Source organism: Nonomuraea sp. NPDC049649 (genome assembly GCF_040675175.1).
In the GTDB taxonomy this organism is placed as follows: Bacteria; Actinomycetota; Actinomycetes; order Streptosporangiales; family Streptosporangiaceae; genus Nonomuraea.
On record NZ_JBFAOH010000035.1, the window covers coordinates 50,852 to 63,742 of the forward strand.

Below are 12,891 nucleotides of genomic sequence, written 5' to 3' on the forward strand. Positions count from 1 at the left end.
GGACCGGGATTTGCCGCGTCCGTAGAGCTGTTGTAGGAGACTGGGGACCTTTCCCGCGTTCCGGTCCTGGAGTGGTGATGCGGCGCCTGGCGACGGTGCTCCTGGTCATGAGCCTCGCCGCGTGCGGCCCGTCTCCGGCGGCGCCGCCGATCGGCAGGCCCAGCCCGGTCGCCGCCGTGACGGGGCCCGCGTTCTCGTGCGGTTCCGTGCCCGTCGAGGTGACCGTGATGCCGCTGGGTACGACGAGGACGGGTACGTTCCGGCGGCTCCCCTCGCTGACCCGGAAGGTGAAGGTCAGGGGCGAGACGTGGAGCAGGGGCGGCGAGCGGCTGCACGTCGGCGTCGTCTGCGGCGTCCGGACGGCCGAGGAGTTCGCCGTCTTGGTGGAGCGGGCCACGCTGGGTATGCATCACGGCAAGCCCGCGTTGAGCTGGCAGAACGGGGAGCTGCACAACTTCATGTGGCTGGAGCGTCCCGGCACCGCCGTCTACGTCGCCGCCACGCCAGGACTGTTGACGGAAATCGACCGTATTGCAGATGAAGTGACCGGGTAGCCCCCTTTTGCGGAGGTCTTCGGGGGGAGATCCATGGACGGAGAACAACGCCTCGAACACGGTGTCAGCGGGCTGACGTTCGAGATGCTGGACCCGGCTCCGGTGGGCATCGCCATCACCCGCGGCCGCGAGCATCGGCTGATCTACACCAACCGCAGATACCGGTCCCTGTTCGGCAACAAGCCGCTCGGCGCGCCCATGAGGGAGCTGTTCACCGTTTTCCGCCGGGACTACTCGGACCTGTTCGACAAGGTGGTACGTACCGGTGAGCCGATCGTGCTCACCGACGAGCCCGGCGACCCCACCCTCAAGACCCCCGACGGGCAGGAGCGGTTCTTCACCTTCAGCCTGTCCCAGGTGACCTTCCAGGACGGCGTGGGCGGCGTGCTGCTGGTCTGCGTGGAGGTCACCGACCAGCTCGGCGCGGCCAAACGGATCCAGGCCATCGCCGACGAGCGCAGCCGCATCCTGCGGCGCTACCGCAGCCTGGTACGGGTGAGCGCGCAGATGCTCTGGGTCAACTCCGTCGAAGGAGGATTCACCGAACGCGTCCCGGAATGGGAGCGGGTGACGGGGATGACCTGGGAGGAGTACCGCGGCGACGGCTGGCTGCGCGCCGTCCACCCCGACGACCGCCCCGAACTGGTGCGGTCCTGGACGCGCGCGGTGCGGGAGGTGCCCGAGGTGTGGGAGCACGTCTACCGGATCCACACCGTGGAGCACGGCTACCGGCACTTCCTGTCCAGGGCCGTGCCCATCATGGAGGGCGACCGGCTCGTGGAGTGGGTCGGCACCTACACCGACGTCGAGCAGCGCTGGCGGCAGCAGCGCCGCCAGCGCCTGCTGGAACGCGCCGGCGAGGCGATGACCAGGCGGGCGAGCGTCGAGGAGATGCTGGGCGCGCTCGCCGAGGTCATCGTGCCCGAGCTGGCCGACGGGTGCGGCGTCCACCTGGTCACCGAGCTGGCCGAGGGGCTGACCGGCCGGCCGGCGCTGGCCGTCGAGCGGGTCGCCGCCGCCTCGCGCCCCGACCTGCCGGACTTCCCGCGCTTCAGCGCGCAGCGCCTCACCCTCCGCAAGGGGCCCTTGGTCGACGCCGTCCCCCAGTCCCGGGTGGTGCGCAGGACGTTCCCGCCGGGCGAGCCGCCCGACGACCTCACCCCCTCGAGCACGCAGGCTTGGATGCGCGCCGCCGGCGCCAACAGCGTGGCGATCCTGCCGGTGACGGTAGACGGCGTGATCACCGCAGTGATCACCGCGGCGACCTGCGGCGACCGCCCGCCCATGGAGGACTACGAGATCGACCTGCTGCGGGAGGCGTTCGAGCAGGCGCACGACCTGCTGCGCAACGTGATGAGCCTGCAGCGGGCCCGCCAGTTCGCGGTCGCCATCCAGCACAGCCTGCTCGCCGAACCGCCGCGCGTGCCCGGCCTGGAGATCACCGCCCGCTACCGGCCCAGCCCCTCCGCCGCCGAAGTGGGCGGCGACTGGTACGACTCCTTCGTCCTCGGCGACGGCGTCACCATCCTGGTCATCGGCGACGTCGCAGGCCACGACCTGCGCGCCGCCGTCGGGATGGGCCGGCTGCGCAACATGCTCCGCAGCCTGGCCATCGACCGCGAGGAGGCGCCGGGCGAGGTCCTGCGGCGGCTCAACCGGGTGATCGACACGCTCTACGGCGAGGAGACCGCGACGTGCGTCCTGGCCCGGCTGGAACGCGGCGAGGACGGCCACCAGCTCCACTACTCGCTGGCCGGCCATCCGCCGCCGCTGCTGATCACCCCGGACGGCGCCGGGCGGTTCCTCGACTCGGCGGCCAACCCGCTGCTGGGCATCCCCTACGACGGGGAGTTCGACTCGGCGCGCGTGGCGCTGCCCCCGGGCGGCACCCTGCTGCTCTACACCGACGGCCTGGTCGAACGGGAGGACGAGGACTTCGGCGACGGCCTGGCCCGCCTGTGCGACAGCGCCGCCAGGCGGGCCAGGGCACCGCTGGACGAGTTCTGCGACCGGCTGCTGAGCGACATGCCGATCTCCGGGGTCGACGACGTCGCCATGATCGCGGTGCGGCTTCCCGGGTGAGGGTCAGCGGGCCTCGGACAGCAGCTTGCCGAGCCGGCTGACGCCCTCCACCAGGTCCTCGTCGCCCAGCGCGTACGACAGGCGGAAGTAGCCCGGCGTGCCGAACGCCTCGCCCGGCACCACGGCCACCTCCGCCTCCTCCAGGATCAGCTCGGCCAGCTCGGCCGACGTCTGCGGGCGGCGGCCGCGCAGCTCCTTGCCGATCAGCTCCTTGACGGACGGGTACGCGTAGAACGCGCCCTTCGGCTCGGGGCAGACCACGCCCGGGATCTCGCTGAGCATCCGCACCATCGTCTGCCGGCGCCGGTCGAACGCCTCACGCATCCGCGCCACCGCCGACAGATCGCCCGAGACCGCCGCCAGCGCGGCCATCTGCGCGACGTTGGACACGTTGGACGTGGCGTGCGACTGCAGGTTGGTGGCCGCCTTGACCACGTCGGACGGCCCGATCAGCCAGCCGACCCGCCAGCCCGTCATCGCGTACGTCTTGGCCACGCCGTTGAGGATGACCACCTGGTCGGCCAGCTCGGGGACGGCCGTGGCGATGCTGGTGAACTCGGCGCCCCCGTACGTCAGATGCTCGTAGATCTCGTCCGTGACCACCCACAGGCCGTGCTCGGCCGCCCAGCGGCCGATCTCGGCCGTCTGCTCGGCCGAGTAGACGGCGCCCGTCGGGTTGGACGGCGAGACGAACAGCAGGACCTTCGTGCGCTCGGTGCGCGCCGCCTCGAGCTGCTCGACGCTCGCCAGGTAGCCGCTCGTCTCGTCGGTGACGACGTCCACCTGGACGCCCCCGGCCAGCTTGATCGCCTCCGGGTAGGTCGTCCAGTACGGGGCCACCACCAGGACCTCGTCGCCCGGGTCGAGCAGCGTGGCGAACGCCTCGTAGACGGCCTGCTTGCCGCCGTTGGTCACCAGCACCCGCGACGCGTCGACCTCGTAGCCGGAGTCGCGCGCCGTCTTGGCGGCGATCGCCTGCTTCAGCTCGGGCAGGCCGCCCGCGGGCGTGTACTTGTGGAAGCGCGGATCGCGGGCGGCGGCCACGGCCGCCTCGACGATGTAGTCGGGCGTCGGGAAGTCGGGCTCGCCGGCGCCGAAGCCGATGACCGGACGGCCGGCCGCCTTCATCGCCTTGGCCTTGGCGTCCACGGCGAGGGTCGCGGACTCGGAAATCGCGGAAATACGTGTGGAGACACGGCGTCGGGTGGACATGACTCCATGCTCCCACGAGGGCTCCGGCGCACGTGTGACCTGGGGTATCAGGTTAGGGTTCGACGTGGCGGACAATCTTCCGTACACTTTCGCCAGGTCCTGCCGCCACATGTCGACGTGGCGTTCGGTCCAGGCAGTGAGTCGGTCAGGGTAGTCTGGTCGATGACATAGGGCACTGGCGCAATTGGTAGCGCACCGGTCTCCAAAACCGGCGGTTGGGGGTTCGAGTCCCTCGTGCCCTGCGAGTGCGGTCCGCGCAATAATGGCGTGTAGGCGCCGCAAACTGCGTTGGATACGACCGATTTCAGGTGAGGACTGTGGCGATCGACACGCGCGGCGAGACCGCAGGCAAGCCCAGTGGTGAGAAGAAGAAGCGGACTTCTCCGGCCCTCTTCTACCGTCAGGTCGTCGGCGAGCTCCGGAAGGTCATCTGGCCGACACGCAAGGACCTGATCACGTACACCACCGTCGTGATGGTGTTCGTGTTGATTATGGTTGGCATTATTTACGGCCTCGACGCCGTTTTCGGCTGGGCCGTCCTGCGGATCTTCGGCGGCTGATTCTGACGCAGTACGGTGCCCGCCTGGCGGCGTCGCCGTTCGATACGACGAAAGAGGAAGAGTCACCGTGTCCGAATCTTCAGTGCCGGCCGACGAGCCCCGCGAGGAGCGGGACGCCGACCGGGAAGAGGCCGTCCAGGCCGCTGAGGAGACCGTCGAAGGCGTCGCCGACGACACCGCCGAGGCGGCCGTCGTCGAGGAGGACGGTGACGTCGAGCCTGACGTCGACCCGGTCGAGGAGTTCAAGGAGTCGCTCCGCGGCCTGCCCGGCGAGTGGTACGTGATCCACTCCTACGCCGGTTACGAGAACCGCGTGAAGTCCAACATCGAGAGCCGCAACGTGTCGCTCAACATGGAGGACTACATCTTCCAGGTCGAGGTGCCGACCCACACCGTCCAGGAGTTCAAGAGCGGCAAGAAGGTGCCGGTCAAGGAGCGCGTGCTGCCGGGTTACGTCCTGGTGCGCATGGACCTGACCGACGAGTCCTGGGCCGCCGTGCGCAACACTCCCGGGGTGACCGGCTTCGTCGGCCTGTCCAACAAGCCGAGCCCGCTCAGCCTCGACGAGGTGGCCAAGCTCCTGGCCCCCGAGCCGGCCGAGGAGAGCAAGAAGGCCGCCGTCAAGGCGCCCACCGGCCCCGCCGTCGAGTTCGAGATCGGCGAGTCCGTCACCGTCATGGACGGCCCGTTCGCCACGCTGCCGGCCTCGGTCAGCGAGATCAGCCCGGAGTCGCAGAAGCTCAAGGTGCTCGTCTCGATCTTCGGCCGGGAGACCCCGGTGGAGCTGTCGTTCAACCAGGTCTCGAAGATCTGACTACAATGAAACGTTCGGCTGGCCGCCTGTCGCGAAGGGCGGCCTTCCGACATGTCCGGACACACCCGTGTTCCGGAAGCATCACCCATCAGGACCCGGAGAAGGACTCATGCCTCCGAAGAAGAAGATCGCGGCCCTGGTCAAGGTCCAGCTTCCCGCTGGACAGGCCACGCCCGCCCCGCCGGTCGGTACCGCCCTCGGTCCGCACGGCGTCAACATCATGGACTTCGTCAAGCAGTACAACGCTGCGACGGAGGGCCAGCGGGGCAACATCATCCCCGTCGAGATCACCATCTTCGAAGACCGGAGCTTCAGCTTCGTCACGAAGACGCCGCCCGCGCCCCAGCTGATCAAGAAGGCGCTGGGCATCGACAAGGGCAGCGCGACCCCGCACAAGGACAAGGTGGGCCAGCTCAGCCGCGAGCAGCTGCGCAGCATCGCCGAGACGAAGATGCCCGACCTCAACGCCAACAGCGTCGAGCAGGCCGAGAAGATCATCGCCGGCACCGCCCGCTCCATGGGCATCACCGTCGCCGACTGAGCATTTCCCCACCCGTGGGAGGGCCGCTCACGGCCCGCGATAACCACAAGGAGAACGACATGAAGCGCAGCAAGGCGCACAGGGACGCGGCGGCGAAGATCGACCGCGACAAGCTTTACAGCCCGGCCGACGCCGCCAGGCTGACCAAGGAGACGTCCACCACCAAGTTCGACGCCACCGTCGAGGTGGCGATGCGGCTGGGCGTCGACCCTCGCAAGGCCGACCAGATCGTGCGCGGCACGGTCAACCTCCCGCACGGCACCGGTAAGACCGCCCGGGTCCTGGTCTTCGCGACCGGCGACCGTGCCGAGGCGGCCCGCGAGGCGGGTGCCGACATCGTCGGCGCCGACGACCTGATCGAGGACATCTCCAAGGGCAACCGGCTCAACGAGTTCGACGCCGTGGTGGCCACGCCCGACATGATGGGCAAGGTCGGCCGCCTGGGCCGCGTCCTCGGCCCGCGCGGTCTCATGCCGAACCCGAAGACCGGCACGGTCACGCCCGACGTGGCCAAGGCCGTGACCGACATCAAGGGCGGCAAGATCGAGTTCCGCACCGACCGGCAGGCCAACCTGCACTTCATCATCGGCAAGGCGTCGTTCGGCGAGCGTCAGCTCCTGGAGAACTACGCGGCCGCGATCGACGAGGTCATGCGGCTCAAGCCGTCGGCGGCCAAGGGCCGCTACATCAAGAAGGTGACGTTCTCCACGACCATGGGCCCCGGTGTCCCGGTCGACCCGAACATCACCCGCGGCATCGTCGACGAGCTCGAAACGGTCTGACGAGCTTCAGCGGAAAGGCCCCGGCGCTTCACGGCGCCGGGGCCTTCTCGTTTCCCCCGTGAAGGCCCGGGTCCGCCCGTCCGGCCCCCACCCGTCCGGTTCCCCCTCAGGGACATCCCTGGGTTTTCCATGAGAAGCCGGGGGAACGCGCTACGCAGGACGTTCCGACACGTAGGGTCAAAACATGCTCAAGCGCAGGTTTTCTCTCGCCACTGCCGCGGCCGCGGCCGTTCTGGCCGCGACGGCGGTCGCCGGCTGTGGAACGAACGCGCAGCCCATTCACGTGAACCTGGCCGCCTCCGAGGTCCTGGCCCAGGCGGCTCAGAAGACGACCGAGGTCAGCTCCTACACGGTGGACGCGGTCGTCGACGTCTCGCACCCGAACGAGGGCAGCGGGAAGCTGCAGGGCCGCATGGTCTACCAGAGCCGGCCGGAGCTCGCTCTCGACCTGACCGTGGACACCGCCGGTTTCGGCGGCCGGGAGCTGCCGGGCGGCGCCCGGGTGATCGTCCAGGGCGAGACCGCGTACGTCAGGGTCGACACGCTCAACAAGGTGCTCGGCGCCACCAAGCCCTGGGTCAAGGTCCCGCTCTCCGAGGCCGGCGACAGCGGTGAGGTGAGCCGGGTGCTCGACCAGGTGCAGCAGTTCGACCTGGCCGGCGTGACCAAGATGATCACCTCGTCGCAGGACGTCCAGGCGGCCGGCAGCGAGAGCGTGGGCGGCGAGGACACCACCCACTACAGCGGCACCTTCCCGGTCGACGCCGCCGTCCAGCAGCTCCCGGCCGACAAGCAGGAGCGGGCCCGGGAGGGCCTGGCCGAGCTGAAGGACGTCAAGTTCGACATCTGGGTCGCCGCCGACGGGCTGCCCCGCAAGCTGACCCTGAACGGCGCCAAGGAGGGCGCCGAGCTCGACGCCACGCTGATGTTCAAGGGCTACAACGAGTCCGTCGACATCCAGGCCCCGCCCGCCGACCAGATCGGTGAGCTGCCGGAGCGCACCACCGACTGAGAACGATTTGGAAACTCGGCGGCCAGGCCGTACTCTGGTCGTTGCCGAAGACCGCCGGTCGTCGTCAGGTGCCTCGTAGCCTGGCGACCGAAGGATCCACCTCAGGTGGACGGCCCGCGCAGGTGTGATGCGAGTTTCCCATATGGTGCATTCCATGTGTGCGAGCCCCGTGTGCGCCCTGCGCCCGGGGCTGTTCTCATGTTCAAGGCCTTCACCGGTGGCACATCTGGAAGGAGGCCCATGGCGAGGGCGGATAAGGCGACAGCGGTTGCCGAGCTCAAGAGTGAGTTCGAGGGCAGCGCCGCCGCCGTTCTGACCGAGTACCGCGGTCTCACCGTCGCCCAGCTCAAGGAGCTGCGCACCTCTCTCGGTGAGAATGCGAAGTTCGCCGTGGCGAAGAACACCCTGACCAAGATCGCGGCCAGCCAGGCCGGCGTCTCGGACCTGGATGACCTGCTCACCGGTCCGACCGCGATCGCCTTCGTCAACGGCGACGTTGTCGAGGCCGCCAAGGGTCTGCGTGACTTCGCCAAGGCCAATCCCCTTCTGGTGATCAAGGGTGGTGTCCTCGACGGTAAGAAGCTGGACGCCAACGAGATCACCAAGCTCGCCGACCTCGAGTCCCGCGAGGTCCTTCTGGCGAAGCTGGCCGGCGCGATGAAGGCGAAGCAGAGCGCTGCTGCCGCGATGCTCGCCGCGCTGCCGACCAACATGGCCCAGCTGGCCGAGGCTCTTCGCGCCAAGCGCGAAGAAGCGGGCGAGTAGCTCGGGGATTGCCGCAACACCGCGGTCCCGTACCTAAATTTCGCACGTCCCATACGGAGGAAACATCATGGCGAAGCTCAGCACCGACGAGCTGCTCGACGCGTTCAAGGAGATGACCCTCCTCGAGCTTTCCGAGTTCGTGAAGCAGTTCGAGGAGACCTTCGACGTCAAGGCCGCCGCCCCGGTCGCGGCCGTGGCCGCGGCTCCGGCCGCCGCCGGTGGTGGCGGCGAGGCCGCCGCCGAGGAGCAGGACGAGTTCGAGGTCATCCTCGAGGCCGCCGGCGACAAGAAGATCCAGGTCATCAAGGAGATCCGCGCCCTCACGTCCCTGGGCCTGAAGGAGGCCAAGGACCTGGTCGACGGTGCTCCGAAGCCGGTCTTCGACGGCAAGGTCAACAAGGAGCAGGCGGAGAAGGCCAAGGCTGCCCTGGAGGGCGCCGGCGCCACCGTCACGGTCAAGTAAGACCGAACGCTTTTCCGAGAGGGGCGGTCACACCCTGGTGCCGGGTGTGCCGCCCCTTTCGCATGCCCGGGAGTGTTCCGGGGGTGCTCATGTGCCGCCTCTTCCGCGTCGTCTCGCGGCGGCGACGAGTTCTGAGGGGCGCTCGTGTGCCACCCCTTCCGCGTCATCTCGCGACGGCGATGAGCACTGCGGCCTGTTCTGCGGGGCGCGCAGGTGCCACCTCCTTCCGTGTGTCCGGGAGTTATGCCATTCGGGTGTGGTTCGTACCGTCTGGGGGGCGATTGGCGGGTGTCCGGGAAGGCGGCCGGGTTATGATCCGGCGACGGCCGGGAGGGGGTGAGCGCGGATGGCCCGCGTCGCCGTCCTCGTGCTCGCCGTCCTGACGGCGCTGCTCGCCGCGGCGGCGGTCTGGCTGGGCGGGCAGGGCCGCGACGCGCAGGCGAGGGCCGACGACCGCGAGGCGGCGCTGCGCGCCGCGAGCACGCACGCGATGAACCTGCTCTCGCTCAACCACGAGACGGTCGACGCGGACGTGCACCGCATCCTGACGAGCTCGACCGGGGCGGCCAGGGCGGCGTACGAGGCGGCGGCCGACGAGCTGGTGCGGACGACGCGCAAGAACAAGGTCGTCCAGGAGGGCGTGGTCAGGGCCGCGGGGCTGGAGTCGCTCTCGGGAGGCGGCGCCCGGGCGCTCGTGGTGGCCGACGTGGTGATCCGCTGGGACGGCTCGGACGAGGCGCCCCAGGAGCGGTTCTACCGGTGGCGGATGGAGCTGTCGAAGGTCCAGGGCGTCTGGCTGGTGGCGAAGGCGGAGCAGGTCACGTGAGGGCGGCGCTGGCGGTGCTCGGCGTCCTGGTGCTCGCCCTGGGCATCGCGGCGGGCGTGCTCTGGTCCGACTGGCGGGCGCTGCGCGGCGGGGAGGAGGCGGCGGCCGAGGCGCTCTCCGCGGCCAAGGCCATCGCGCCGGAGCTGCTCTCGTACGACTACCGCACCGTCGAGCGGGACCTGGCGCGCGCGGGACAGCACACGACCGGGGCGCTCACCCGGCAGTACGCGGAGCTGTCGGGCTCGCTGGCGGCCCGGGCCAAGGAACGCAAGATGGTCCAGACGGCCTCGGTCGTGGCGGCGGCGGTGGAGCGGGCGGAGCCGGACAGGGTGGAGGTTCTGCTCTTCGTCAACACGGGTACGATCACGGAGGCCGCGGGGAAGGCGGAGCCCCGTCAGCAGGTGAGCAGGACGCGCGCGAGGCTCGTCATGAGCAGGCAGGGCGACAGGTGGCTGGTCTCGGACCTGTCGACCCTGATCGGGACGGCTTGAGGGGTCCCGGGCGGGTCGCGTCGTTCAATTGTTACCAAAAATCAGGTTTAGCGAGTCCTTGGTCACGGGTATTTCCGTCACTGCTGCACCGGTTGTCGGCATGGGTTCGACCCCCGGTGTGACGGAGCGTTAACCGCCCACGTTCGCGGGTATCGTCTTGGGCCGGGCGGTAGGCGATCAGTCACGCAGGGGAGAAAACCCAGCGTCTGAGCCCCTAGGCGGCTAAAAGTCGGGCTTGCGGGCTTGACGGATTCGTTCAGACGAGCGATGCTGCGACCAACGTGGAGCATGCAGAGCTGGTGAAGTGGACAGGCGTGTGCCGTTCGGCTACACTGCCCCTTTGCGCTGCCCTTTGACGACCCGCTCCGCTTGCTCACGTTGCGAGGTTGTCTGGCGTGCGTGTAGTCAGTCCGCCGCGAGCCCTCGGAAGGACATCTGTTGGCAGCCTCGCGCAACGCCTCCGCCGTACCCGCCGGTCCCCGTCGCGTCTCGTTCTCGCGCATTCAGGAGCCGCTCGAAGTTCCCGACCTCCTTGCTCTGCAGACCGAGTCGTTCGACTGGCTGCTGGGCAACGAGAAGTGGAAGGCCCGGGTCGAGGCGGCTCGCCAGGCCGGTCGTAAGGACGTCCCGACCCAGTCGGGCCTCGAAGAGATCTTCGAGGAGATCAGTCCCATCGAGGACTTCTCGGGGACCATGTCCTTGTCGTTCCGCGACCACCGGTTCGAGCCGCCCAAGTACTCAGTCGATGAGTGCAAAGACAAGGACATGACCTACTCCGCCCCGATGTTCGTGACGGCGGAGTTCATCAATAACACCACCGGTGAGATCAAGAGCCAGACGGTGTTCATGGGCGACTTCCCGCTCATGACGCCCAAGGGCACCTTCATCATCAACGGCACCGAGCGGGTCGTGGTGTCGCAGCTGGTGCGCTCGCCCGGGGTGTACTTCGACCACAGCGTCGACAAGACCTCCGACAAGGACCTGTACGGCTGCAAGGTGATCCCGTCGCGGGGCGCCTGGCTGGAGTTCGAGATCGACAAGCGCGACAGCGTCGGTGTGCGCATCGACCGCAAGCGCAAGCAGGCCGTGACCGTGCTGCTCAAGGCCCTGGGGTGGACCAACGAGCAGATCCTGGAGCGGTTCGGCCAGTACGAGTCGATGCGGGCGACGCTGGAGAAGGACCACACCGCGGGTCAGGACGACGCGCTGCTCGACATCTACCGCAAGCTGCGGCCGGGTGAGCCGCCGACCAAGGAGTCGGCGCAGACCCTGCTGGAGAATCTGTACTTCAACCCCAAGCGCTACGACCTGGCCAAGGTCGGCCGCTACAAGATCAACAAGAAGCTGGGCGTCGCCGCCGACATCACCCAGGGCACGCTGACCGAAGAGGACATCGTCGCCACCATCGAGTACCTCGTCCGCCTCCACGCGGGCGAGGAGACGATGCCGGCCGCCCAGGGCGCGCCGGTCGACACGGTGATCGTCGAGACCGACGACATCGACCACTTCGGCAACCGCCGCCTGCGCAGCGTCGGCGAGCTGATCCAGAACCAGGTCCGGCTGGGCCTGGCCCGGATGGAGCGCGTCGTCCGCGAGCGGATGACCACCCAGGACGTCGAGGCCATAACGCCGCAGACTCTGATCAACATCCGCCCGGTGGTGGCGTCGATCAAGGAGTTCTTCGGCACCTCGCAGCTGTCGCAGTTCATGGACCAGACCAACCCGCTGGCCGGTCTGACCCACAAGCGGCGCCTGTCCGCGCTCGGTCCCGGCGGTCTGTCGCGTGAGCGCGCCGGCTTCGAGGTCCGCGACGTGCACCCGTCCCACTACGGCCGGATGTGCCCGATCGAGACGCCGGAAGGCCCCAACATCGGCCTGATCGGCTCGCTCGCCTCGTACGGGCGGATCAACGCGTTCGGCTTCGTCGAGACGCCCTACCGCAGGGTCGTCGACGGCAAGGTGACCGACCAGATCGACTACCTGACCGCCGACGAGGAAGACCGCTTCGTCAAGGCGCAGGCCAACACCGTGATCAACCCCGACGGCACGTTCGCCGAGCAGCGGGTGCTCGTCCGTACCAAGGGCGGCGAGACCGAGCTGGCCAGGGCGTCGGAGGTCGACTACGTCGACGTGTCGCCGCGCCAGATGGTGTCGGTCGCCACCGCGATGATCCCGTTCCTGGAGCACGACGACGCCAACCGCGCGCTCATGGGCTCCAACATGCAGCGCCAGTCGGTGCCGCTGCTGCGGAGCGAGGCGCCGCTGGTCGGCACCGGCATGGAGTACCGCGCCGCGACCGACGCGGGCGACGTCATAAGCGCCGAGAAGCCGGGTGTGGTCGAGGAGGTCTCGGCCGACTACATCACCGTCGCCAACGACGACGGCACCCGCACCACCTACCGGGTGGCCAAGTTCGACCGCTCCAACCAGGGCACCTCGTTCAACCAGAAGCCGATCGTGGCCGAGGGCGACCGGGTCGAGGCCCACCAGGTGATCGCCGACGGCCCGTGCACCCAGAACGGCGAGATGGCGCTGGGCAAGAACCTCCTGGTGGCGTTCATGCCGTGGGAGGGCCACAACTACGAAGACGCCATCATCCTGTCCCAGCGGCTGGTGCAGGACGACGTGCTCTCCTCGATCCACATCGAGGAGCACGAGGTCGACGCCCGCGACACCAAGCTGGGCCCCGAGGAAATCACCCGCGACATCCCGAACGTGTCGGAGGAGGTCCTGGCCGACCTCGACGAGCGCGGCATCATCCGGATCGGCGCCGAGGTCGTGCCCGGCGA

At 68.8% G+C, this 12,891-nt stretch carries 13 protein-coding genes and 1 tRNA gene; 13 read left to right on the forward strand and 1 reads right to left on the reverse strand.

What is annotated here, in order from left to right; all coding sequences use genetic code 11:
* The first annotated feature begins 77 nt into the window (after window positions 1-77).
* Entirely contained in the window at window positions 78-554 is a 477-nt protein-coding gene (locus tag AB0J42_RS30275) for a hypothetical protein (protein ID WP_364300376.1), read from the forward strand.
* 33 nt (window positions 555-587) lie between these two features.
* Window positions 588-2,636: a SpoIIE family protein phosphatase gene (locus AB0J42_RS30280; RefSeq protein ID WP_364300378.1), complete on the forward strand. Its 2,049-nt coding sequence runs from the start codon at window positions 588-590 to the stop codon at window positions 2,634-2,636.
* A 3-nt stretch (window positions 2,637-2,639) separates the two neighbouring features.
* On the opposite strand, the gene AB0J42_RS30285 is transcribed toward AB0J42_RS30280, so the two are convergent.
* The gene (locus AB0J42_RS30285) at window positions 2,640-3,848 is read right to left on the reverse strand and encodes a pyridoxal phosphate-dependent aminotransferase (protein ID WP_364300380.1); all 1,209 of its coding nucleotides are present in this window, start codon (window positions 3,846-3,848) and stop codon (window positions 2,640-2,642) included.
* A gap of 169 nt (window positions 3,849-4,017) precedes the next feature.
* Here AB0J42_RS30285 and AB0J42_RS30290 point away from each other — a divergent pair.
* From AB0J42_RS30290 to rpoB, 11 genes are all read left to right on the forward strand, one after another.
* Window positions 4,018-4,090: transfer RNA gene (locus tag AB0J42_RS30290), tRNA-Trp, on the forward strand.
* A 75-nt stretch (window positions 4,091-4,165) separates the two neighbouring features.
* The gene (gene secE, locus AB0J42_RS30295) at window positions 4,166-4,408 is read left to right on the forward strand and encodes a preprotein translocase subunit SecE (RefSeq protein WP_364300382.1); all 243 of its coding nucleotides are present in this window, start codon (window positions 4,166-4,168) and stop codon (window positions 4,406-4,408) included.
* 67 nt (window positions 4,409-4,475) lie between these two features.
* The gene (gene nusG, locus AB0J42_RS30300) at window positions 4,476-5,222 is read left to right on the forward strand and encodes a transcription termination/antitermination protein NusG (RefSeq protein WP_364300384.1); all 747 of its coding nucleotides are present in this window, start codon (window positions 4,476-4,478) and stop codon (window positions 5,220-5,222) included.
* A 109-nt stretch (window positions 5,223-5,331) separates the two neighbouring features.
* Window positions 5,332-5,763, forward strand: coding sequence for a 50S ribosomal protein L11 (gene rplK, locus AB0J42_RS30305; RefSeq protein ID WP_364300386.1), 432 nt, complete (start codon window positions 5,332-5,334; stop codon window positions 5,761-5,763).
* A 59-nt stretch (window positions 5,764-5,822) separates the two neighbouring features.
* On the forward strand, window positions 5,823-6,545 hold the full coding sequence (gene rplA / locus AB0J42_RS30310) for a 50S ribosomal protein L1 (protein ID WP_364300388.1): 723 nt from the start codon (window positions 5,823-5,825) through the stop codon (window positions 6,543-6,545).
* 184 nt (window positions 6,546-6,729) lie between these two features.
* Entirely contained in the window at window positions 6,730-7,557 is an 828-nt protein-coding gene (locus AB0J42_RS30315; RefSeq protein WP_364300390.1) for an LppX_LprAFG lipoprotein, read from the forward strand.
* A gap of 240 nt (window positions 7,558-7,797) precedes the next feature.
* Window positions 7,798-8,322, forward strand: coding sequence for a 50S ribosomal protein L10 (gene rplJ / locus AB0J42_RS30320; RefSeq protein ID WP_364300392.1), 525 nt, complete (start codon window positions 7,798-7,800; stop codon window positions 8,320-8,322).
* Window positions 8,323-8,389: 67 nt separating this feature from the next.
* A complete protein-coding gene (rplL, locus tag AB0J42_RS30325) occupies window positions 8,390-8,785 on the forward strand; it encodes a 50S ribosomal protein L7/L12 (RefSeq protein WP_364300394.1) in 396 nt (131 codons plus the stop codon).
* Between the two features lie 346 nt (window positions 8,786-9,131).
* Window positions 9,132-9,611 (forward strand): hypothetical protein, encoded by a 480-nt coding sequence (locus AB0J42_RS30330; protein ID WP_364300396.1) that lies wholly within the window; start codon window positions 9,132-9,134, stop codon window positions 9,609-9,611.
* Window positions 9,608-10,102, forward strand: a complete 495-nt coding sequence (locus AB0J42_RS30335) for a hypothetical protein (RefSeq protein WP_364300398.1) — start codon at window positions 9,608-9,610, stop codon at window positions 10,100-10,102. Before AB0J42_RS30330 ends, AB0J42_RS30335 begins: the two co-directional genes overlap by 4 nt.
* Window positions 10,103-10,540: 438 nt before the next feature.
* On the forward strand, window positions 10,541-12,891 hold a 2,351-nt coding region (gene rpoB / locus AB0J42_RS30340; RefSeq protein WP_364300400.1), incomplete at its 3' end, for a DNA-directed RNA polymerase subunit beta.